The organism is Motilibacter deserti (assembly GCF_011250635.1).
In the GTDB taxonomy this organism is placed as follows: Bacteria; Actinomycetota; Actinomycetes; order Motilibacterales; family Motilibacteraceae; genus Motilibacter_A; species Motilibacter_A deserti.
This window is the reverse complement of record NZ_JAANNP010000017.1, coordinates 1-22,105: the sequence shown is the minus strand read 5'-3', so window position 1 is coordinate 22,105 and position 22,105 is coordinate 1. Positions and strand designations below refer to the sequence as shown.

Here is a 22,105-nt window from a genome sequence, read left to right as displayed (position 1 = left end):
GCCCGCGGCCTCGACCCCCTGCAGGCCCGCCGCCCGCACATAGAGCTCTACGTCCGCTGGATGCAGGAAGCCCAGCACTACCGCCCCTCGACCGTCTCCCGCCGCCTGTCCACAGTCACGATGTTCTACCGGACCTGCGTTATCGACGCCGTCCTCGAGCACTCCCCGGCCGACTACGTCCGACGGCCGCACGTGCCACCCGAGTCACCCACCCTCGGGCTGTCCCACCTGCAGCTCGAAGCCCTGCTCTCCGCCGCGCGTGACAGCGCCAATCGGTACGACTTCGCCCTGGTCTGCCTGCTCGGGCTGCTCGGCCTGCGCGTGTTCGAAGCCTGCGGGCTGTCGCTGTCCGACATCGGCGAGGAGCACGGCCACCGCGTCCTGCGCGTCGTCGGCAAGGGCGACAAGACCGTCCTCGTCCCCATGCCGCCGGCCGTCTCCCGTGCCGTGGACCGGGCCTGCGGCGAGCGGCAGACCGGGGCGCTGCTGCTCAACCGCGACGGGCGGCGGATGGACCGGCACGCCGCCACCCGCCGGCTCCGCCACCTCGCCAAGGCCGCGGGCGTCCGGCTGCCCCGGATGCACCCGCACATGCTCAGGCACACCTACGTCACCACCATGCTCGACGCCGGCGTCGACCTGCGCGACGTCCAGATCGCCGCCCGCCACGCCGACCCCCGCACCACAATGCGGTACGACCGCGCCCGCAAGAACCTCGACCGGCACCCGAACTACATCCTCGCCGCCTACATGGCCTCCGGCACCTGACCGTCCGATCGTGCCGAGAATCGGAAGTCGCTCCCACCGCATGGTGTTGCGACAGAGTGCATGAGAACGACGCACCAGCTCTACTCGCCGCCGGCGCGATGCGGACCGAGCAGCCCTCCGGCCTGTATCCCGCGGAAGGAACCCGAACGAGAACGGTCACGGGGCGGGTCGAACGGCGTGGCACCGCTTCGGCGACCACGACCTGGGCCGCTGACCTGCGTCATCCCGCTAGCGGTTCGGGTTACAGGATGGGTTGGCGTGCGACGTCAGCGGCTGTCTGACCTGCGACGTACGGCAGCGGCCCGGCCAGGCTCTTGTCGAGGTGCTCGGCGGAGTCGCTCTTCCAACGGCTGCCCGTGTCGAGTTGGCGTGCTCTCTCACGGCATGAGTCTCGTCGAGCACCGCTGACGAGGAGTGGCTCAGCAGGAGGCTGACGAGTCTCCCGCCAAGACCGGAGCGCTTAGTCGGAGATATTCGCGATTTCGCGGCACGCGGTGGGCGAAATGGCGGCTCACCGGTTCTGGCGACCGGCTTGTGTCAGGGCAGGACGCTTGGGACGGGCCGGGCAGCGTGCCCGCGATCGGGGGCTCCGGCCTGCCTTCACGGCCGCGGCCGGGGGACACTACCCGCAGATGTTCCGCCGGAACTTCCGGGACTCGTCGCCGTACCCGAGCTCAGCGTTGGCTCCTCATCCCCCGCGCAAGAGGGGCCACCGCGAGAAGTACGAAGCCCGCGTACGACGAGGGTGCAGGCGCTTCGAGAAGAACAGCGGCCTGTCCGGCGAGAATCGCCAGCACAGCTTTATACGTCGGCCTGCGCACGTACTGGTACGGCCCGACCACGACGAGACGGGCGCTCGGTATTGGCGGCGCGCGCGTCGCGTCGGCTCGAGCGAAACTGTTAAACGCGTCGAACAGCACGACCACGCCCCGCTCAGGATTGCGACGGCTGCGACCACGACGATTTAGCGCTACCCGGCTGGCCCCGCCCACGGAACCCGCGAGTCGGCGACAAGGCCAAAGAACCAGCTCGGCCCACCAGGCCGGGGGCAAGCAGCAGGGACCAGACCGTGCCGACCCATGCTCTGGCGAGCACATAGCCCATGTCCTGGTCGCGGCCATCGCGGCCCGCACGCGGGCATCGCGAAGCCGGGCTCGCTAAGCGGCGGATGCCGGGCTCGTGTCCTCGCCTGCGCGGCGCCTACTTCTGCTTCTTGGCTGACCTGGCCCCCGGGCCCGGGCTGCCGCCAGCCCGCCTGATCTGCTCCTCCTGGATTTTCTTGAGGAACTCGTGGACGTCGGGATCGGCCAAGAGATCCTTCTTCTCCCACTTCTGCCGCTCGCCGTTCTCCGTCTTGCACCGCGTCAGCAGTTCCGACGGCGACATCTGCTCCGCGTTCGTCGAAGCCAAATAGTTCGTCGCCTGGTCGAGAAAAGCGTCTCGGGTGGTCCATCCGGTCGTGAAGCGCGCGCCAAACGCCCGCCGCAGCAGCACGTTCTTCGCCTTCTCCCAGGCCTGGGCTTTGGCGAGAACGGGGCTTGCCGCGACGAACAGGTCTTGGGCCTTGACGCGCGGAGGGCCCGCAAGCAGGGCGCGCAACCCCTCGTCCACCTCGCTCTCCAGGCCCTCTGCAAGCACCTCGCGGCGCGCTCGGCGGCGCTCCAGGTGGTCCATCTGCCGCGCCGTGAATATCAGCCTCCCGATTGACGAATCTCCCAGCAGCGCCTCGAGCGGCCAGGGTTGGCGCACCCCCGTCACCGTGTGGCACGTGGAGAAGATCTCCGTGAGAGACGCCCCCGAGGCCTCAGTCTGCTCCTCCCTCTGGTTCGCCGCGGCAAGGACGGCTCTCACTGCTCCGATGACACCCACCGAGTCGGTCCCCCGGTCCACCACCACCCGTTCGACCAGTGCTGCGAGCAGCCGGTCGTTCTTCGCCTTCTCCTGGCCCAATAGCGCACGCAGATTCGCTGCGGACCCGAGGCGTTTAAGCTCCTGGGCCATGTCGGTGCGCACCTGGTTGCCCAGTTTTCCCGCTCGGGCGTCGGCCTCCGCCTTGGCGTCTTTGCGGCGCTCGTCCAGAACTGCCTGGTTGTGCGGCGCCTGGAGCACCATCTCTGCCGTCCAGGCGATCCGGCGGCCGTCATCGGTGAGCGAGGACGCCAGCCGGTCGGGCACCGAGAGCGTGCTCCACCGATTGCGCGCGACCTTATTGTGCAGCTTGGCGTAGTCCTCGGCCTGGCGCCAGAACTCGTCGGCCCAGGTGTTCGCCGACCCGCCGCGGGGGCCCGGACCGGGGAATGGGTCGAACCGCTCCGCGAAGGCCTTTTGCAGGGAGGTGTTCTTGGTCTTCTCCATCGCCCTGGCGGCGGCGGTGGACGCCGTGAACATGGTCTGTGGGGTGACGCCCGCTGGCAGGCGGGCGATCGCCGCCTCGACCTCGCGGCGCGCCTCGGCGTCCAATCGGCGCGCCTCCGTCTCGTGAGAGAGGTTCTCACGCTGGCCGCCCACCCAGTAGTTCGCCTGGTCGGTGTCTACGACCTTCCCGGCCTTCGCCTTTTCCCGGCTCGTCTCCACCCGCCGCGTGTGTAGCTCGTTGCGCTTGATCTCCTTCCGGCGCGCGGCGCCCTCCAGCTCCTTCTCTAGCATCGTCGGCAGCTGAACTAGTGCCTCGGGGGTAAATGGCGCTTTGGCCGGCTGCTGCTCTTGGAGGCGGTTCCACAGCTCACGCGCGGTGCGCCCGACGTACTTGGACGTCACCGCGTCGACGATCAGCTTGAACGGGATGACGTGGCGCTTCGCTGTCCGCTCCCCGGGAGCGGGACTCTTCTTGAACCTGGCGGTTGGCAGGTCCGGCCGGCCGTAACTGATTTTGGTCACGCGGGCGTTCTCGTCGGCGAGCTTGTTCGCCGTGTAGCGCACCGTCACCGTTCGCTGCACCGGCAGAGGCGCGGCAAGGCCCTGCTGGGCTACGTGGGCGAGCTCGTGCCCGATCAGCCGCAGCCCGTCCGTCGTCGTCGGCCCCGACTCCCCCCCCGGCGACGAAGATGTCGGTGCCGCGCGTCACGGCGCGGGCGCCCGCAGCTTCGACGATTGCGTCGGCGGCGCGTCCCGTGTGGATCGCGACGTGCCCGAGCCCCACGCCGAGTATGGACTCGGCGGCGGCGCGCGCGTCCTCGGGCAGCGGCGCGCCGGCCCTGCCGTCGCGTACGCCGCTGGTCGCCGGGGGAACGCGTTCCCGCACCGGGACGACGGGCAAGCGCGACGATGGGCGTGCCGCGCGTGTGATGACAGCGGCGGCGACCTGCTCGGCCTCCTGCTCGTGTGCCCCCTCGCTGCCTCCATCCCGCCGTAGCGTGAGCGGGCGCTTCCTCGCGGCGTGGTCGTAGATTCGCTTGTTGGGCTCATCCCAGACGTCGCCCACAGTCCACGGCAAGAATTTGGTGTCCTGCGTCCGGACGGTCGCGTAGGTGCGGTTCACGAACTCCTTCGTCGCCCCATCGGTGTTGTTCACGCGGCGCGCGCCGGCCTTGTTCATCAATCTCACGTAGTCGGCCGCGGCGGCGTCGAGCTCCTTGACGGAGCTGCCGGGATACGGGTCGAACCGAGCGGCGAAGGCCACGGCGACGTTGGCGTTCTTTTCTGCCTCCCAAGCTCGGTAAAGATTTGGGAAGTGCTTGTGTGCCTCGCGGGCGTCACGAGCGCGATTGCACTTCTCGAGCAGGGCGCTGAGCCCCTTCGCCGCCGCGCCCTCGGCCGCCCGCGCCTCCGCCTCCCGCTTCAGGTTCTCGGACTGCGAGCCCGTCCAGTAGTTGACCTTCTCGGTCGCGCTAATATTTTGCGCCTTCGGCTCGGCCTTGACCTTCTTGGACTGCTGCTCCTGTCGTTTCGGCGACTGGTTGCGCTTGATCTCCTTCCGGTGGGCCCTGCCCTCGATCTTCTTGTTCAGCAAAGCGACGAACGCCGGAAGCGCGGCTTCGGTCATCGGCGTGCCTGGCGGGTTGTTGGCCAGTTCGTTGTAGACAGCCTGGACTCTCCGACCCTCGTACGTGGCCGCCGCCGCGTCCGCTATCTGTTTGAAGCCGATGACGTGCCTCTTCGCCTTGTCGCCGTCGTTGACGTCAGCGGCTGCACGCGCATTGTCGGGCAGGGTCGCCCGCGAGTACTTGATTTTCTTGATGTGGCTCGTCCCGCTCAGCGGCAGCACGCGGTCGTAGCTGATCTCCACCGACCGCTGCACAGCCAGCGGACCTCGGTCGCCACCGACCAGCGCGTTCACGGCGCGGTTGCCCGCCTGTCGCTGCAAATGAAGAAGGACCTCGGGCGTCAGCGGCGCTCGGTGGCCCGGCGGGATCGCCACGCGTCCGGAGCGCGGCGCGTGACGCGGGCCAAGTGACGGAGTCGCCGGTCGGTGAAGCACAGTCAGGGACGCTCCGCCAGTCATGGGCGGCCTCCTCGATCGCGGTCTCGAACGACCGTAGGCGGACGCCTCTGACGTGGTCAACCCTGCCGCGCCGCGCCCACCTGGCCGCCTGGCCCCGTGCCGCCGTGGAGGTCCTGCGACCACCCTCTGATAGCAAGGGATCGGCGTACGGGCAGGGGCAGGTGGCTCGATCCTCGGCCGTTCTCCACGGCCATGCCCCCGCATCGGAAGCTGCATGAGCATGCAGAGCCACCATCAGCTCAACTCATCCGCTCCTGCCGCCGCGCGGGCGAGCCCGGGCCGCCCGACCCACTCCTCCGTGAGAATGACCGCGTGCAGGAGCCCGACCCACCTCTCGGCGCAGCGCTCCATGAGCTCAACGCTCTCGACCCTCGAGAGCGACCGATGCTTGCCGCGCATTGGCTAGCGCGCGGCCTCGACTCTCCTAGTCTGCGCGAGCTTGCGGGCCTGCATGGGGAGGAGGCCGAGGTCAACGACTACTGGCACCGCGCACTCGAAGAGCTTGGCGTCCTGCCCCTCGAGCGCCCACGGACGATCGCCGCCCCTTGGGCAGCTCAGCGAGTTCTACACGGCCAGCAGTCCGTCCAATGGCTGCTGAACCTGCTGTGGCCGTCCGGCGACGACGAGATCCCTCATGAGGAGCCGCTCGATCGGATCATCTACGCGCTCGACGAGCTGGTGTCGGTCTGGTCGTCCGTCGCCGAGACGCTGCCGCCGCGCCCGGGACTGCTCCGGCGTCGGCGAGTAGAGACGGAAGCGAAGCGAGCACGTGACGAGCTGGAGCGTGCCGATCGAGCCGTCCAGGCCCTCGCCGCGGACGACCTGCAGCGAGCCGAACGAGTGCTCTCGCCCCACGCGTAGTTCACGGTCATGCCGCGAGGGACGCGGCGGTTGCACGCTCACCCAATGCCACGCCTGCTGTCCTGGCCACAGCGGCTCGTGAGTGGCAAGGTGTTGAGCGTGGCGGACTACCTTCGTCGGGACTGGAGCCACAGCCGCTTTGAGGAGGTCGACTTCAGCCAGTCGCGCTTTCAAAACGTCTACTTCCAGGACACCGTCCTCCGCGGCGCCTGGCTGAAGCGCGTCGAGATCGATGGCTACATCGACCAGCTAACGATCAACGGCATCGACGTCGGCCCCCTCATCGAGGCGGAGCTCGACCGTCGAGACCCTGATCGACGGCTTCTGCGAGCTGATGATGCAGAGAGCCTCCGACGAGCTTGGGAGGTCGTGTCCCACCGCTGGGACGAGACCGTCCAGCGCGCGCGACAGCTTCCCGAGGACCTGCTCCACGAACGGGTCGACAGCGAATGGTCCTTCATCGAGACGCTGCGGCACCTTGTGTTCGCCACCGACGCGTGGGTGCTGCGGGTGCTCCTTGGCGAGCCAGCGCCGTTCGACCCGCTCGGACTGGCTCACACCGAGATGCCCCCCGATACCCCCGGCATCCCGCCTGCTACCGGTGCGCGCCCTCAGCTCGATGAGGTTCTCGCGGTGCGCGCGACTCGAAGAGCAGCGGTGACGCGAGTGCTCGCCGGGCTGAGCGACGAGCGCCTGAACACCTGGACGGAGCCGGTGCTCGAGTCAGGCTATCCCGAGTCCAAGCCATTCCTCGTGCGTCAGTGCCTGGTCACTGTCCTGAAGGAGGAGTGGCTGCACCGCGAGTACGCCGCCCGAGACCTCGCGGTCCTCGAGAGTCGGTAGCGGTCGCCTGCGCACCCTGACCGCACTCAAAGTAGTTGCAGCTGCAAGACGCGCTCATGCCGCCGACGGAGCGGGTCCGATGCAACCTCCGGCAGGCTCTGGCGCATGTTGTGCATGTGAGAGCGCACGAGGCAGACGACTTCCGGGGCTGGGCGGTAACAGCCCGCCCTCGTCTTCGACGAGTCGCCTTCCTGCTCTGCGGTGACTGGCACCAAGCCGAAGACCTGACGCAGGACACGCTCGCCCGCGTCTACTCGGTGTGGTCAAGGGTGACCCGTACCGGCGGCCCAGACGCGTACGCGAGACAGACGCTCGTCAACGCCTACCGCGCACTGCTGCGGCGCCCGTGGCGGCGAGAGACAGCCGTCGGCTACCTAGAAGACGACGCGCTCGGCCAGGCCCAGGACCCCAGCCTTGACGTGTCCGACCGATCCGATCTTCTCCTGGCCCTGCGCACGCTCGGCGCGTCCCAACGTGCCGTGGTGGTCCTGCGGTATTGGGAGGACCTCCCCGTCGCCGAAGTGGCGGAGCTGCTCAACGTGTCAACCGGGACCGTGAAGAGTCAGGCGGCCCGCGGCCTCGCCAACCTTCGCGAAGCGCTGCCGACCCACGCCGTCCAGTCAGGAGCTAACGAATGACAAGCCACCCACGGCTCTCGGCCGAGGACGCTCTGCACGACGGCCTGACCAGCTTGATCCAGCGAACAGAGCCCTCCTACGTCCTGCCCGACCACCTGGCCCTGGACGCTGCCATGCGCGCAGGCCGACGCCGTGCTGCGCGTCGGCTCTCGGTCCAAGGTCTCGCGGTGGCGCTGACAGTTGCCGGAGCAGCTCTTGTCGTGCACACAGCAGTTCCCTCCTCGGCGCCCGAGCAGACCATCGCCGGTTCCGCTGCAGCCTCAGCAGCCGTTGCGCCCCCGACAGCCGGGCCGGTTGCGACCGCCCCTGCTGGAGCCGTCACCGCCACCGAGCTCACCCGTCTGTTGCGGCAGACCGTGAAGCCTGCCCAGGGCCGGGTCACCAACATCCCGCTCGGCCCCGACCCTGCAGCGCCATTGACCGTCCGAGTGACGGTCGCCGTCGACGGGGAGGGCTTCTTTGAGGCGGCGGCGTCGGTCGAGCACGAGACCGCGAACGACGTCGCGACTTGGGAGGAGGCTTGCACTCTGGACAACCAGACGGGGTCCGGAAGAACATGCACGCCACTCGTCCGCGCCCCGCACATGGGGGTGTGGTCTCGGGAGTATGGCCAGCAGCCCGGACGGGAATCCCTGACACTCGCAGCCGATCTTGTCGGGGGCAGCTCCTTGACGATCAGGGTCGACAACTACGCTGAAGCTCCCAACGGGGAGAAGCAGCTCGGCCCCACCTGGTCAGCAGCGGGGATCTCGATGGAAGGCCTGGCGCGCGCCGTCCGCGAGACACTCCCTGACGCCCTGCTCGAAAGCTGAAGGCCACCTACTCCTGCTCTTGCCTCGCCTCCACTGGAGACCGCCCCCGAGTCGCGAACGCGCCCAGCCGTCAACCACCCTCGCGGACACGCCGCGAGTCTCGCGCCCACTCGCACCCCAGGACGGCAGGGGCCACTCGCCCGTGGCGAGGCAGACTCGACGCATGACGCGCCAGATGAGGGTGGTCGTGAACTATCAGGAGGGTCCGTCAGAGGACCTCCGGCTCGCGGGTCCCCTTCAGTGGGACGTCCGAGACGGCCACCTCACCGTATGGGACGACGCGGGCGACGTGATCGCGGAACGCGACGAAGTCGTCTCTGCGGTCTACGACCGGTCCCTCCCGTAGCCGCACCCGTTCAGGTCGCCTCGCGGCAATTCCCTGGCTCGGGACTCAGAACGCCGTCGTCGAGCGGCGCCGACGCCCGCTCGTGCCGCCGTCATCGCGGCCCCGTTATCGGTCCCAGGCACAGGTTCGAACGAAGATCGTGCAGGGAATCTTGAGCTCGTGAGCCGTACCCCGCACCCTGGTACTTGGGGTCGTTGGGCGCTCTGGCTGGCCGCGCACGTCTTGGTGGCCCTCGCTATGGGCGTGCTCTTCGGGTTGTGGCAGAGCGAGGCCTTCCTCGACGCCTTGCCAAGAGGGCTGATGATTGGTTCCATCACTTCTGCCGGCGTCGCGGTTCCAGATCTTTGGCGATTCATACGGGATCGCGAGGTTCCGTCGAACGGCTGGCTGGACCGGCGCTAGCGGACGAGGACGTCGAGCCGGCCGGCGCTCCCGTCAGCGACCTCTGCTCCGTGCTCGTAGCTACCCAAGCGGACGATGTCGCACGGGGACCCGTTTTGGTCTCGTCAACGTGGTTGCCTGGTCGCTCCAGCAACACGCGCTCCTGCCGCGGGGGGCGACGCCAGTTGGCCTCGACGTTGCGCCGATCGCGACGACTCTGATGGGCAGGTCGTCGATCCTCACTCGCTGGTCACACCTACCCGGTGAAGGCGGCGACGACGAGGATCAGTCCTGCCATCTCAAGCACAGCGAATAGAGCCAACCGCACGGAGTGCCGCTTCAGCAGTCCTCTGTCCCGATACGCGAGCACCCCGAGGCACACCGCGAACAAGCCGTAGACGAGGCTCGACCAGCCCACCGCGACCCCCTTGTATCCAGATTTTCGCTAGATGGATCTTGCCCCGGCTGTCTCCCGCACATGCCGCGGGCCGGGCGCGCCTTGGCCCGCGATGCCGTGTCATGGCGCTCGCGCACTCGCGGCCAGCCGACGCCCGGCGGCTTGGCGAGAGCGGAACCAGGCAAGGCTGTGACCATGAGCGTCCTTCGCCCCGTCCTGACCCGTGACGAGGAGACCGGCATCGCGTACCTGAAGTTCGCCGACGCTGGCCCTGGACCAACCAGGCAGGAAACGGTCAGTCTTAGCGACGACCCCAACGACGCAGACCTCGTGCTCGACTTCAACGCCCGTGGTCAGCTGTTCGGGATCGAGTTCCTCAACAGCGCACACCTGCCCCCCGAGGGTTGATCGCCGCCACTCGCACGCACATGCCGCTGTCACTGCGAGTCAACGCGCGCTCGAAGTCGCTGCCACCAGGCAGCATGGCCCCTCGAGTGCAGCCCGCGCCATCCCTGTCCACGCTAGTTGACAGGTCGTGCCCTCGTGGCGCACACTAGGTACTTCCTCAAACGTGGAGCTCGCGCCTCGACTCGCTGCGAACGGAGGAGGACGGCGTGACACTGACCCTCACGGCCGCGGATCTCCTTCAGCTCCCCCCGGTCGTCGACGTCCCGACGGCGGCTGCAGTGTTGGGTATCGGCCGCACTTCCGCATACGAGCTCATCCGTGCCGGCGCTTGGCCGACTCCTGTCCTCCACCTCGGCAAGTCGATACGAGTGCCCACCGCGCCGCTTCTCGAGCTGGTACAGGTGGCACGGTGAAGCACGGCTCCGTCTATCAACGCCACGCCCGGACCTGCCCACGTGACGCCGAGGGCCGTCTGCAAGCGCATCGCTGCCGCGGCGGGTGGGCCTACGTGCTGGAGTACGGCCGCGATAGCAACGGCAAGCGCTTGCAGACCACCAAGTCCGGCTACCCGACGCGAGCCGCTGCGCAGGAGGCGTTGCAGGAGACGGTCCGTGTCCTTATGACCGACGTCTCGATGCATGCCCTCACGACCCGCGAGTACCTCGAGACCTGGCTCGCGGGCAAGGCTGCTTTGAAGCCTTCCACCGCGGCCCATTACCAGGACGCTCTGAGGCTCTACTTGCTTCCTCACCTCGGCGACGTCCGTCTGCTCGACCTCCGCCCGCACCACCTCGACCGATTGTACGAAGCGATCGGCACCGGGCGTCGAGGACGTCCCCTCAGCCCGAGCTCGATTCGGCGCGTTCACGCCACGCTCCGCTCCGCGCTCAACACCGCGGTCAAGCGACGGCTCATCCCGTACAACCCAGCGCTGCACATCGAGCTCGCTCCGGAGAACCCGAAGCGGCCACGTCCTTGGAGCGCGGACCAGAGTCGGCGGTTCCTCAAGGCAGCGGAGAAGGACCGCCTCGTCGCGCTCTACCAGCTGCTCCTCGTCAGCGGCCTCCGTCGCGGCGAGGCAACCGGACTCCGTTGGGAGGACCTGGCCCTCGACCAGGGGTACCTGATGGTCGTCCAACAGATCACCGAGGTGCGCGGCAAGCTCGTCGTCGGCACGCCCAAGACCAAGCGCGGCAGCCGCGTCGTCGCACTCGATCAGGCGACGGTCGATGTGCTGCGTCGCCACCGCGCCCGGCAGCAGCAGGAGCGGGCGGAGTGGGGCGGCGCCTGGCACGACAGCGGGCTCGTTGTTCACCCGCGGGGACGGCCGGCCACTGCGCCCCGAGTACGTCACTCGTCACTTCCAGAAGCTGGCCGCGCAGGCGGACCTTCCGGTGATCCGCCTCCACGACCTGCGTCACACGAACGCGAGCCTGGCGCTGTCAGCAGGTGTCGACATCAAGGTCGTGTCCGAGCGTCTCGGCCACTCCACGACGGCGATCACCGCAGACCTCTATACGCACGTAGACCGCGGCGTAGGCCGAGAAGCCGCGAACCGGATCGGCAGCCTCCTGACGGCGTCGGCACAAGCGAGCGAGGAGCTTCCTAGCGCATCCCTAGCGCGGCAGCACCGCGAGGGCACCGTGGACGCCCGCGCCTCCCCGTAACAGCACAAGGCCCCGGCCGCGTTTCCGCAGGCCAGGGCCTCGTCCTACTGTCTCGACACAGCGTGCGCCCGAAGGGACTCGAACCCCTAACCTTCTGATCCGTAGTCAGATGCTCTATCCGTTGAGCTACGGGCGCGTGCGCCACCGGAGTGACGCCTGAACAGCATACCGGGTCCTGCCGGCGGGGCTCACCGCCCCACCCGGACCCCTGCTGACCTGCAAGAACGAGGCCGGGCCGCCCCCGAGCCACGGAGGCGGCCCGGCGCATGTCACTCGCCGCCGTCGACCGCCGGCACGTCACCCGACGGCTGGTCCCCCGAGGGCACGTCGCCCGACGGCTCGTCGCTGACCGGCACCGGGACGGCCACGACCGGCGCCGACTGCTTGCCGGACGCGTCGACAGTGATGATCCGGTAGTAGTACGTCGGGGCGGGGTTCTCGAGGTAGTCCGAGGTCCCGTTCCACGCGATCGTCTCGAGCGTCTCGAACGCGGCGAAGTCCTGTGTGGCCGAGCGCTGCACGATGTAGCCGGCCACGCCGACGTCGTCCGTGCCCTCGTCCCAGCGCAGGGACACCGTGGTGCCGTAGTCGTAGACCGTGCTCCAGACGATGACGTTGGAGGCGGCGGTGGGCGCCGTCGTGTCGCCGGTCAGCGTCACGGCCTGGACGTTGGAGCCCTCGCTCCGGTTGCCCGCCGCGTCGATCGCGATGACCCGGTAGTAGTAGGTCGCCGCGGCGTCCTCCGGCTGGTCGACAAGCGTGCCGCCGGTCTGCGCCGGGAAGTAGCGCGTCTCGAACGCGCTGTCGGTCGAGAAGTCCGGCGAGGTCGAGCGCTGCACGAGATAGCGCGAGACCCCGACGTTGTCGTAGCCGCCGTCGCGCCACGTCAGGGTGACCTGCGTGGGCGTGCTCGCCGCGAGCAGGTTGCTCGGCGCGTCGGGCGCCGCGTCGTCGAGCCCGAGCGTGGCGCTGCTGAGCTTGCTCTGCAGGCTCGTGTTGCCCGCGGCGTCGCGGGCGACGACGAAGTAGTGGTGGACGGCCGTGTCGGCAGGGACGTCCACCGCCGTCGTGCCGGTGACCGACCCGACGTAGGTCAGGGACGCGTAGTAGCTGTGCTCGGTCGAGCTCCAGACGTCGTAGCTGGTGACGCCGACGTCGTCCGTGGCCGCATCCCAGTTCAGAACGATCTGCCCGCCCTTGACGACGGCATACAGGCCGCTGGGGGCCGACGGCGCGACGATGTCCCAGTCGACCGGGGCGGGCGTCGGGTCGGCCGGCGCCGGTGCGGGGGCGGGCGCAGCAGGTGCCGGGGCAGGGGCGGGCGAGGCAGCGGGAGCAGGCGCGGGAGCCGGAGCCGGAGCAGGCACCGGGGCGGGGGCGGGAGCCGGAGCGGGCGCCGGAGCCGGAGCCGGAGTGGGGACCGCGATCTTCGGCTTCCCGGTGATCACGTCGCCGGTCCCACGGGTCACGGTGTCGGACTTGTCGGCCGCGACCTTGTCCTTGCCGGCCCCGCCGTTGACGGTGTCCCGGCCCGCGCCGCTGGTGATCTTGTCGTTGCCGGCACCACCGAGAAGGGAGTCGTTGCCCGCCCCTCCGGCCAGTGTGTCGGCCCCGGCGCCGCCGTCGACCTTGTCGTTGCCCGCGCCACCGGTGATGGAGTCGTTGCCGGCTCCACCGACGATCGTGTCGTTGCCGGCACCGCCGTCGAGAGTGTCCGCGAACGGGCTTCCGTAGACCGCGTCGTCGCCCGCGCCGCCGGAGACTTTGCCGGCCTTGGCGATGCAGATGACGTCGTTGCCGCCGCCGCCGTTGACGGTCGAGCCGGCGCCGCGCACGAGGATGACGTCGCGCTTCGCGGTGCCCGACACGGTCGCACCAGCCTTGGCCGAGACGATCGTGGCCTTGTAGCCCGAGCAGAGGTTGGAGGCGAAGGGCGCGGCAGCCTGCGGAGCGGCGAACGCCACGCCCGTGCCGGTGAGCGAGGCAGTTGCGAGGACGCTCGCGCCCAGCGCGAGTCCCATGGTCCTGAGCTTCATCGAGATCCGTCTCTTCGGCGCCGCGTGGCGGCGGGAGGACGGCGGCGCAGTGCGCGCCTGCCGTGCGGCGCCGCTGCTTCCTGCGCGGCGGCCACACGCACCCATCGCCGGGCGCAGCCGACGCATGAGGCACACTTCACGGCTTCTAGATCATGGATCACTCGTTCAGCCCCGGGCCGGCGCCCGAACACGCAGCTGCCCCGCGCGCACGAGTGCGGGCGGGGCAGCGAGTTGCAGCGACGGCAAGCGCTACGGCATCGGCATGCCGGCCGGCTCGAGCGCCGGCAGGTCCATCGGGTTCGCCATCGGCGCCGGCGCGGGCGGCAGGTCGCTCGCCCGGCGGCCTTGGGTGTACGCCGGCGGCTTGGCCCTGTCCTGGTCGTTCTTCACCGCGTACGCGACGGCGATCGCGTCGATCAGCGACAGCCCCACGCCGGTGAGCAGCACGCCGAACAGGAAGCGGAAGATCGCCGCGTCCACACCGGTCGTCTCCGTGACGAGCGAGGAGTACATCGTCGGCGACGACAGCAGGAGGCCGCCCACGACGGCCCCCGGGCGCAGGATGTTCACGACTGGCCCCCTACGGACGCGGCGCGGCGCGCGCGCAACTGCTCGGCGAAGACGTGCTTGCGGACGAGGTCCGCGGCGGGGTGGTCGTCGGGGAAGGTGATGACCAGCTCCTCGTAGCCGTTGACCGGCTTCTCGGCGCGCAGCACGCTCCCCATCACCACGACGACGTCGCCGTCGACGCTCAGCCGGCACTCGACCGGCTCGTCGGGCTTGAACGCGCCCGGCGCGACGCGGCAGCGGACGCCGCCCTCGCCGAGGTCGAGCATCCAGCCGACCCGGACGGTGTCGACCTCCGAGTTCACGACCGACAGGGCCCCGTTGAACTCGACCCGGGCGTAGCGCCGCCGCTGGACGAGCTCGATCGAGCCGGCCGGGCGTACCCGCCAGATGCGCATGCCGGTGGGCGTGCGCTCCTGGCCGAGGTAGAGCGCCGCGACGCTGCAGACCCCTCGGTTGCAGGTCCAGTGGATCGAGACGACCGAGCCCTCCTTCGGGCCCTCCACGTCGCCGACGTAGGCCGCGGCCGCCAGCAGCAGGTCGCCGTCCACGCTGTCCTCGACCCGCGAGGGCAGCACGAGCTCGTCGTCGTTGAGGGCGACGCGCACGAGCTCATTGACCTCGGGAAGCGCGGTCACTCATCCTCCTCGTCGGTCCCCAGCCGGGCGCCGAGCAGCGCCGACCAGGCAGCGGGTGTGGCGCGGCGCCCGTCGAGCGCCGCGACCGGGACGCCGAGCGCGAGAACGCTGCACGGGTCCGCCGTGTCATCAAGGTTTTCGACAGCGACGGCGTCCACTCCACCGATTCGGCGAAGGTGCTTCGCAACATCACCCGTCTTGCGGGTAGCGTCCACGACCGCCCAGACGGCGGTCGCCTCCAGGCCGGAGATCACACCGCGCGCCCAGTCCGCCCCGGCTCGCCCCAGCGGAGCGTCGACGGCGACGATCGTGGCCGTCTCCGACAGGTGCAGCCGGCGCGAGCGGCGGACCGCCTCCGCCGCGCTCGGGATCCGGCGGCGGCTGTGCACACCGGTGCCCAGACCGGTCGGCGCGGCGAGCAGGACCTTGTCCGGGTCCAGGCGCATCGCGCTCGCGGTCTTGCGGGCCACTCCGTACGCCGCCGCGCCGTCGCCGACGATCACGAGCACGTCGCCGGCCTTGGCGGGTGCCTTCGGCGCGTCGGGCAGCGCGGCCACGAGCCGCGCGACGGCGGCGTGGCTGTTCCAGGTCGGGGTCGCGGCGACGACGGCGGTCAGCTCGGCCGGCACGCCCAGCGCCTGCAGCGCCGGGGTGAGCCCGGCGTCCTGCGGCTCGGCGACGGCCGGCAGCAGGGTCTGCTCGGCCGCCGTGAGGTCGATGACCGTGCCTGCGGCCGTTGGCTCCTCGTCGACGAACTCGGGCTCGACGACCGGCTCCGGCGCGGCGGCCGACTGCGGCTGGAGAGCGACGGGCTCCTCGAGCGCCACCGCGACCGGGACGGTCTGCGGCACGGCGGTCGGGGACGCCGGGGCGGCCTGCGGTGCCGCCAGGATCGTCGGCTCCGGGGCCGGCGCGAAGCCGGCGGTGAACCGCGCCTCCCCGCCCTCCGCCTCGCGCGCCAGGCCCGCCAGGCCCGCCAGGACGTTCGCGAAGCTCGGCGTCGACGTCGACACCTGCGGGAACTGCGCGGGCTGCACATCCGGGGCGACGGGGACGGCCTGCGGCGCAGCGGCCTGCGGGGCCGGCGCCGCAGCGGGAGCGGCCGGCGCGGCCTGAGCAGCCGCGGCCACCGTGTACGTCCCGGCGTCCACCGTGGGAGCGGCGGCCGGGGCGGGGGCGGCCGGAGCGGCGGCAGCCGGAGCGGGCGCAGCAGCAGCGGCAACGGGAGGGGCGGCAACGGGAGCAGCAGCAGGAGCAACGGCGACCGGAGCAGCGGCAGCCGGAGCCACCACCGGCGGCACGCTCGCCGGCGGCACCGGGGCGGCCGGCGCCGGAGCCACCGGCGCCTGCGGCACCGGGTACGGCGCGGCGGGGGCCCCGGTGAGCCCGACGTGGTCGCGGACCTCGTCGATCATGTCGAGCAGGTTCGCGGCGGCCGGGGTGGGAGCGGCCGGAGCGGGCGCCGCGGGCGGCTCCGCGTCCGGGATCTCGACCGCGACCTCGTAGCGCTCCTTGGTGAAGAACCCCGCGAAGCCGCCGGTCCGGATCTTGTCCGCCTGGACGATGCGCGCCTTCGGCCCGTGCTCGGCCCGGACGCGGGCGAGCAGCTCCTGGATGTCAGGACCCTCAAGCAGCAGGCGCGTGGGCATCGTCGACAACTCCCATCGTCTCAATCTGTAGCTGCCCGGTCACTTCACCGTACGAGAGCACGGGTACCCGCGGAGCAGCGTTGCGAGTCAGTCGGCGCACTGCGGACCGGACCTGAGGGCTGCAGACCAGAACGGGCATCGTGCCGCGCTGCTCGGCAACCTCGGCCAGCTGGGCGAGCCGGTTCGTGACGGCCTCGGCGCGGGCCGCGTCGAGCAGGATGTGCGTCCCGCCGTCGCCGGCGACCATCGACTCGAACATCGCCTGCTCGAGGCGGGGGTCGAGGGTGAAGCAGCGCAGCACGCCGTCGGGGGCGTACGCGGCGGCGATCGCCGGGCCGAGCGCGGCGCGGGCCGACTCGACCAGGCCCTCGACGTCCGTGCCCTGCTTGGCCCGCAGCGACAGCGCCTCGAAGATGCGGGGCAGGTCGCGTATGGAGACGCCCTCGTCGAGCAGCGCCTGCAGCACCCGCTGCACCTCGCCGAGCGTGAGCGCGGCGGGGGTGAGCTCCTCGACGACGACCGGGTGGGTGCGCTTGACCATGTCGACCAGGGAGCGGACGTCCTCGCGCCCCAGCAGGCGGCTGGCGCCCTCGCGCACGACCTCGGCCAGGTGCGTGGTCACGACGCTGGCCCGGTCGACGACGGTCGCGCCGAGCAGCTCGGCCTGGTGGCGCAGCTCGGCCGGGACCCACTTGGCGGCCAGGCCGAACACCGGCTCGCGGGTGGGGGTGCCGGGCAGCCCCTCGAGCGACTCGCCGATCGCCAGCACGTGGCCCGTGGGGGCCTCGCCGCGGGCGGCGGCCACGCCGCCGATCTTGATGACGTAGGTCGAGAGCGGCAGCTCGAGGTCGTCGCGGGTGCGGACCGGCGGGAGGACGATGCCCAGGTCGAGGGCGACCTTGCGGCGCAGGGCGCGTACCCGCTCCAGCAGGTCGCCGCCGGCCGACGTGTCCACGAGGTCGACCAGGTCCACGGCCAGCTCGAGCGCGAGGGAGTCGACGAGCATCTCCTCGGCGAGCGCCTCGGGCGAGTCGGGCGCCGGGGCGCCGGCGGGCAGCGCGTCGGGGCCGCCCTCGAGCTCGGCCGCCTGCTCGCTGGGCTTCTTGAGCTTGGTCGAGAGGAAGAAGACGCCGCCGCCGACGACCAGGAACGGCAGCTTGGGCAGGCCGGGGATGAGGCAGAGGCCGAGCAACGCGAAGGCGCCGATGCGCAGGGCGTTGCGCTGCTGGCCGAGCTGCTGGACGAAGTCGGTGCCCATGTCGGCCTTGGAGGTCGACCGGGTGACGATGAGTCCGGTCGCGACCGACAGCAGCAGCGCCGGGATCTGGGAGACGAGGCCGTCACCGATCGAGAGCAGGCTGTACGTGTGGGCCGCCTCGCCGGGCGCCATCCCCTTCTGGACCACGCCGACCACGAACCCGCCGAGCAGGTTGATCGTGGTGATGATGATCGCGGCGATCGCGTCGCCCTTGACGAACTTGGACGCACCGTCCATGGCGCCGTAGAAGTCGGCCTCGGCCGCGACGTCCTCGCGACGGCGGCGGGCCTCGTCCTCGTCGATGATGCCGGCGTTGAGGTCTGCGTCGATCGCCATCTGCTTGCCGGGCATCGCGTCGAGGGTGAAGCGGGCGCCGACCTCGGCGACACGCTCGGCGCCCTTGGTGATCACCATGAACTGGATGATCACGAGGATGAAGAAGATCACGAGGCCGATCACGAGCGAGCCGCCGACCACGAAGTGGCCGAAGGACTCGATGACGTGGCCGGCGAACCCGTCGCGCAGCACCAGCCGGGTGGCGCTCACGTTGAGCGCGAGCCGGAACAGGGTCGCGATGAGGATCAGGGAGGGGAAGACCGCGAAGTCGAGCGCCCGCCGCACGAACATGCTGACCAGCAGCACGAGCAGCGCGAACGCGATGTTGAGCGCGATGAGCATGTCGAGCACGACCGTGGGCAGCGGCACGACCAGCATCAGGATGATCGCGACGACGCCGGCGGGGATCCCCACCTGGCCGAGGTTCTTCGACTTCACTGCACCATCCGGTTCGCGAGAAGCGGGCGGCCGACCGTGGCCTGGGGTGCCTTCCTGGCTCTGCTTCTTCGACGGCTGCCGCTGGGCCTTTAGCCCCGGGTCCCGCCGTGACCACCCCGTCCGGGTGAACAGCGCGCGCGAGTACGCCGCGCGGCGTACGCGCGAGCCCTCCCCGCGGGCGACGCGCACGCCCCTCCCCCGCTCCTACGCTCGGGCCATGTCCGAGCCGTCCGCGCCCGTCGTCCGCCGGCGCACGGCGCTGCACGCGTGGGGCTGCCGGCACGCGCGGGCCGCCAACCTGCTCGCCGTGCTGCCGTTCGTGCTGCTCGGCGCGTCCTACCTGCCCTACGCCCTGGACGGGTCCAGCGCCCCGGACGCGCTCGTCGTCGCCGTCCAGCTGCTACCGCCGGCCGCGCTGTGGTGGCGGCGGGCGTACCCGCTGCCCGTGTTCGGGGTCGTGGCCGGTTTGGCCTTCGTGCAGTGGCTGGCGGCCGTGCCGCTCAACGGCGTGCAGCTGACCCTGCTCGAGGCGCTCTTCGTGGTGGCCTCGACGTGCGAGCCGCGCCGGCGGCGGGCGGCGCTCGCGGTCTGCTACGTCGGCGTCGTGCTCATCGCCTTCCGCCAGCCGGACGGCACGGCGGGCAACCAGCTGCTCGTCGGCGCGCTGCTGACGACCTTCTACATCCTGGGCGTCAACGTCGGGCTGCGCCGGGCCTACCTCGAGGAGCTGGAGGAGCGGGCCGCGCGCCTCGAGCGGGAGCGGGAGAGCGCGGACCGGGCCGCCGTCGCCGAGGAGCGCGCCCGGATCGCCCGCGAGCTGCACGACGTGCTCGCCCACAACGTGACGGTCATGGTGGTGCAGGCCGACGGCGCCGGCTACGCGCTCGACACCGACCCCGCCCAGGCAAGGACGGCCGTGGCCACGATCGCGGGCACCGGGCGCGCCACGCTCACCGAGATGCGGCGGCTGCTCGACGTGCTGCGCAGCGATGACGGCGACGGGCTGGCCCCGCAGCCGGACCTCGCGGCCCTCCGGCGGCTCGTGGCCGAGGCGCGGGCCGGCGGGCTGCCCGTCGAGCTCGACCTCGCCGCCGGGACGGCGGCCCCGCGCGGGGTGCAGCTGGCGGCGTACCGGATCGTGCAGGAGGCGCTCACGAACGTCCTCAAGCACGCGGGCGAGGTGACGTCGGTGTGCGTACGCGTCAGCGAGGAGGGCGGGGCCGTGCAGGTCGAGGTCGTGGACGACGGCGCCGGGACGGGCACGCTCGGGGTCGGGGGGCACGGGATCGTCGGCATGCGCGAGCGCGCCGCGGCGTTCGGCGGCCGGGTCGAGGCCGGCCGGCGGGCGGAGGGCGGGTTCGGCGTACGCGCCCTGCTGCCGCTCGCGGGGAGCCGCGGGTGAGCGCGCCCGTGCGGGTGGTCCTCGTCGACGGCCAGGAGCTGGTGCGGACGGGGTTCCGCATGGTGCTGCAGGCCCAGCCCGACCTCGATGTCGTCGGCGAGGCGGGCGACGGCCTCGCGGCGCTGGAGCTGCTGGGGTCGGTGGACGCCGACGTCGTGCTCATGGACGTGCGGATGCCGGGGCTCGACGGGGTGGAGGCGACCCGCCGGCTGCGGGCCCGCGCCGACGCGCCGCGGGTGCTGATCCTGACGACCTTCGACCTCGACGAGTACGCGTACGCCGGGCTCGGCGCGGGGGCGAGCGGCTTCCTGCTCAAGGACGTCCCGCCGGCGGAGCTGCTCTACGCGATCCGCGCCGTGGCCTCCGGCGACGCCGTCGTGGCGCCGAGCACGACCCGGCGGCTGCTGGAGCGGTTCGGCCCCGCCCTGCAGGACAGGGCCCGGCCCGCCCCGGCGGAGCTCGGGTCGCTCACGGCCCGGGAACGCGACGTGCTGCTCCTCGTCGGCCGTGGCCTGAGCAATGCGGAGGTGGCGGCCCGCCTCGTGCTCAGCGAGGCCACGGTGAAGACCCACGTCGGCCGGATCCTGGCCAAACTGGGGCTCCGGGACCGGGTGCAGGCCGTGGTGCTGGCCTACGAGACCGGGCTGCTGCGACCGGGCGCGTGACAGGCGCCCGGAAGCTTGGGGAGGGGCTTCAGGGGGAGGGCGCTCCGCGACCGTAAGAACGGCTCGGTGCGGCCACAGCTGTGCTGGGCAGTAGGAGCAGCCCTCCCTCGGATTCCACTGTCCTCCTGCACCGAGCGCGAGGTCAAGAGGGGCACCGACCACTCCGGGCCGGTTGCGGGCCATCGCCGCGAGCTCTCGGCCGACGCAGCTGCGCGCTCGGCCGCCGAGCGATCAGAGCGCTGCGCGGAGTGATCGCCTGGGACTGCGGGCACGAGCCGGGCAGCTGGCTCTCCGACCGTCTGCCCGAGACCCGATGGAGACGACCGAGGTCGAATTCAGTGAAGTGCAGTATGCAAGACGGACTACCTGCTTCTCCGCACGACGATCCCACAGCACGACACCGCGGCACCCCACCCACGGGGGTGCAGCTCACGGCGCACAGTCCGACCCGGCCTCATCTCCGAACATCCTGCCACGGCCTCCCGGGCCCCGCGAACCGGGGCACATGCTCCGCCCGGCACGACCTCGGGGCACGCCGCGCGGAACCCCCGCAACTACCCGACGCCTTCGCCGATCACACCACCCGATCGAGGGACGCTCTATCCCACCGGGGCGCTAGATAACGGTTGTGCAACGTAGTGCGCGCAGCAGCGAAAGTTGGTGTTGACAGCGGCGAAACACTCGACTTAGCGTCGCCCGGTCACCCCAAGATTCCTGAAGCGTGTTGCAGGTTTTGCAACACGCTGAGTGACGTGACCAAAGGAGGTCCTGTATGCGAAGGGCGACGACAGCGGCAACTCTCGCCGTAGCGTTCGTCGGGCTGGCCGGAGTGCAGCCCGTGCTCGCCGGTGAGAGCGGCTCCAGTGCCGCGGCGGTCGACGGCAACGCCTTCCAGAAGGTGACGCTGAACGACCGGCCGGGTGAGCCGATGGCGCTTGCCGTGCTGCCCGACCTGCGCGTGCTGCACAGCGCGCGCACGGGGGAGATCCGGCTGCACGACCCCGAGAGCGGCGTCAACTTCCTCGCCGCCGACATGAAGCAGAGCCCCCAGGGCCTCTACCAGCACGACGAAGAGGGCGTCCAGGGCGTCGCCGTCGACCCCAACTTCGCCAAGAACAAGTGGGTCTACGTCTACTACTCCCCGCGTCTGAACACCCCCGTCGACGACCCGGCCACGGCCGGCGTCAACGAGGGCGACGCGCCGGAGATGGGCACCCAGGCCGACTGGGACCGCTACAAGGGCGCGCTCTACCTGTCCCGCTTCAAGCTCGAGGGCACCAAGCTCAACTTCGCCACCGAGCAGAAGATCCTCGAGGTCCCCGTCGACCGCGGCATGTGCTGCCACGTCGGCGGCAAGATCGACTTCGACAGCAAGGGCAACCTCTACCTGTCGACGGGTGACGACTCGAACCCGTTCTCGTCGGACGGCTACTCCCCGATCGACGACCGCGCCGGCCGCAACCCGGTGTTCGACGCACGCCGCACGTCCGCCAACACCAACGACCTGCGCGGCAAGATCCTGCGCATCACGGTGAAGGAGGACGGCAGCTACTC

General features: G+C 70.7%; 17 protein-coding genes, 1 tRNA gene and 1 pseudogene. 12 read left to right on the top strand and 7 right to left on the bottom strand.

What is annotated here, in order from left to right:
- Nucleotides 1-768, top strand: a 768-nt coding sequence (locus G9H71_RS15210; protein WP_166283327.1) for a tyrosine-type recombinase/integrase, incomplete at its 5' end; no start/stop codon positions are given.
- 2,722 nt (nucleotides 769-3,490) lie between these two features.
- Here G9H71_RS15210 and G9H71_RS25185 read toward each other — a convergent pair.
- Nucleotides 3,491-5,125, bottom strand: a complete 1,635-nt coding sequence (locus G9H71_RS25185) for an eCIS core domain-containing protein (protein ID WP_166283325.1) — start codon at nucleotides 5,123-5,125, stop codon at nucleotides 3,491-3,493.
- Nucleotides 5,126-5,521: 396 nt separating this feature from the next.
- Here G9H71_RS25185 and G9H71_RS15200 point away from each other — a divergent pair, with 396 nt between their 5' ends.
- The 8 genes and pseudogenes from G9H71_RS15200 (at nucleotide 5,522) to G9H71_RS24640 (ending at nucleotide 11,562) form a co-directional block, all read left to right on the top strand.
- On the top strand, nucleotides 5,522-6,070 hold the full coding sequence (locus G9H71_RS15200) for a hypothetical protein (RefSeq protein ID WP_166283323.1): 549 nt from the start codon (nucleotides 5,522-5,524) through the stop codon (nucleotides 6,068-6,070).
- Between the two features lie 99 nt (nucleotides 6,071-6,169).
- Nucleotides 6,170-6,913, top strand: coding sequence for a DinB family protein (locus G9H71_RS15195; RefSeq protein WP_331273031.1), 744 nt, complete (start codon nucleotides 6,170-6,172; stop codon nucleotides 6,911-6,913).
- Nucleotides 6,914-7,029: 116 nt separating this feature from the next.
- Complete coding sequence (locus G9H71_RS15190) at nucleotides 7,030-7,551, top strand: SigE family RNA polymerase sigma factor (RefSeq protein ID WP_331273030.1); 522 nt, start codon at nucleotides 7,030-7,032, stop codon at nucleotides 7,549-7,551.
- A gap of 428 nt (nucleotides 7,552-7,979) precedes the next feature.
- Entirely contained in the window at nucleotides 7,980-8,363 is a 384-nt protein-coding gene (locus tag G9H71_RS23890; RefSeq protein ID WP_231134888.1) for a hypothetical protein, read from the top strand.
- Between the two features lie 163 nt (nucleotides 8,364-8,526).
- A complete protein-coding gene (locus tag G9H71_RS15180) occupies nucleotides 8,527-8,709 on the top strand; it encodes a hypothetical protein (protein WP_166283315.1) in 183 nt (60 codons plus the stop codon).
- A gap of 973 nt (nucleotides 8,710-9,682) precedes the next feature.
- Complete coding sequence (locus G9H71_RS15175) at nucleotides 9,683-9,895, top strand: DUF2283 domain-containing protein (RefSeq protein WP_166283313.1); 213 nt, start codon at nucleotides 9,683-9,685, stop codon at nucleotides 9,893-9,895.
- Nucleotides 9,896-10,514: 619 nt separating this feature from the next.
- Nucleotides 10,515-11,093: pseudogene (locus tag G9H71_RS25550) on the top strand (tyrosine-type recombinase/integrase); the annotation flags it as partial.
- A gap of 109 nt (nucleotides 11,094-11,202) precedes the next feature.
- Nucleotides 11,203-11,562: a tyrosine-type recombinase/integrase gene (locus G9H71_RS24640; RefSeq protein WP_166283311.1), complete on the top strand. Its 360-nt coding sequence runs from the start codon at nucleotides 11,203-11,205 to the stop codon at nucleotides 11,560-11,562.
- Nucleotides 11,563-11,625: 63 nt separating this feature from the next.
- Here G9H71_RS24640 and G9H71_RS15160 read toward each other — a convergent pair.
- The 6 genes from G9H71_RS15160 to flhA all read right to left on the bottom strand — a co-directional run bounded on the left by G9H71_RS15160 (nucleotide 11,626) and on the right by flhA (nucleotide 18,484).
- Nucleotides 11,626-11,698: transfer RNA gene (locus G9H71_RS15160), tRNA-Arg, on the bottom strand.
- Nucleotides 11,699-11,831: 133 nt separating this feature from the next.
- Nucleotides 11,832-13,583 (bottom strand): hypothetical protein, encoded by a 1,752-nt coding sequence (locus G9H71_RS15155; RefSeq protein WP_166283309.1) that lies wholly within the window; start codon nucleotides 13,581-13,583, stop codon nucleotides 11,832-11,834.
- A 264-nt stretch (nucleotides 13,584-13,847) separates the two neighbouring features.
- A complete protein-coding gene (locus G9H71_RS15150; RefSeq protein ID WP_166283307.1) occupies nucleotides 13,848-14,168 on the bottom strand; it encodes a hypothetical protein in 321 nt (106 codons plus the stop codon).
- Entirely contained in the window at nucleotides 14,165-14,803 is a 639-nt protein-coding gene (locus G9H71_RS25180) for a PilZ domain-containing protein (protein ID WP_166283305.1), read from the bottom strand. Before G9H71_RS25180 ends, G9H71_RS15150 begins: the two co-directional genes overlap by 4 nt.
- Entirely contained in the window at nucleotides 14,800-16,452 is a 1,653-nt protein-coding gene (locus tag G9H71_RS23135; RefSeq protein ID WP_196792138.1) for a hypothetical protein, read from the bottom strand. The genes G9H71_RS25180 and G9H71_RS23135 overlap by 4 nt, the downstream gene beginning before the upstream one ends.
- A complete protein-coding gene (gene flhA / locus G9H71_RS15135; RefSeq protein ID WP_166283303.1) occupies nucleotides 16,430-18,484 on the bottom strand; it encodes a flagellar biosynthesis protein FlhA in 2,055 nt (684 codons plus the stop codon). Before flhA ends, G9H71_RS23135 begins: the two co-directional genes overlap by 23 nt.
- A gap of 217 nt (nucleotides 18,485-18,701) precedes the next feature.
- On the opposite strand from flhA, the gene G9H71_RS23130 reads away from it, so the two are divergent.
- The 3 genes from G9H71_RS23130 to G9H71_RS15125 all read left to right on the top strand — a co-directional run.
- Nucleotides 18,702-19,886, top strand: coding sequence for a sensor histidine kinase (locus G9H71_RS23130; RefSeq protein WP_196792137.1), 1,185 nt, complete (start codon nucleotides 18,702-18,704; stop codon nucleotides 19,884-19,886).
- Nucleotides 19,883-20,551 carry a response regulator transcription factor gene (locus G9H71_RS25175; protein WP_331273029.1) on the top strand — a complete coding sequence of 223 codons (669 nt, stop codon included), beginning with the start codon at nucleotides 19,883-19,885 and terminating at the stop codon, nucleotides 20,549-20,551. The genes G9H71_RS23130 and G9H71_RS25175 overlap by 4 nt, the downstream gene beginning before the upstream one ends.
- A 772-nt stretch (nucleotides 20,552-21,323) precedes the next feature.
- On the top strand, nucleotides 21,324-22,105 hold a 782-nt coding region (locus tag G9H71_RS15125), incomplete at its 3' end, for a PQQ-dependent sugar dehydrogenase (protein ID WP_166283299.1).

Excerpts from the sequence above, each read along its gene's own strand:
- G9H71_RS15155 (WP_166283309.1), bottom strand. The coding sequence starts at position 13,583 with ATGGGACTCGCGCTGGGCGCGAGCGTCCTCGCAACTGCCTCGCTCACC.
- G9H71_RS15180 (WP_166283315.1), top strand. The coding sequence starts at position 8,527 with ATGACGCGCCAGATGAGGGTGGTCGTGAACTATCAGGAGGGTCCGTCA.
- G9H71_RS23135 (WP_196792138.1), bottom strand. The coding sequence starts at position 16,452 with ATGCCCACGCGCCTGCTGCTTGAGGGTCCTGACATCCAGGAGCTGCTC.
- G9H71_RS23130 (WP_196792137.1), top strand. The coding sequence starts at position 18,702 with ATGTCCGAGCCGTCCGCGCCCGTCGTCCGCCGGCGCACGGCGCTGCAC.
- G9H71_RS15175 (WP_166283313.1), top strand. The coding sequence starts at position 9,683 with ATGAGCGTCCTTCGCCCCGTCCTGACCCGTGACGAGGAGACCGGCATC.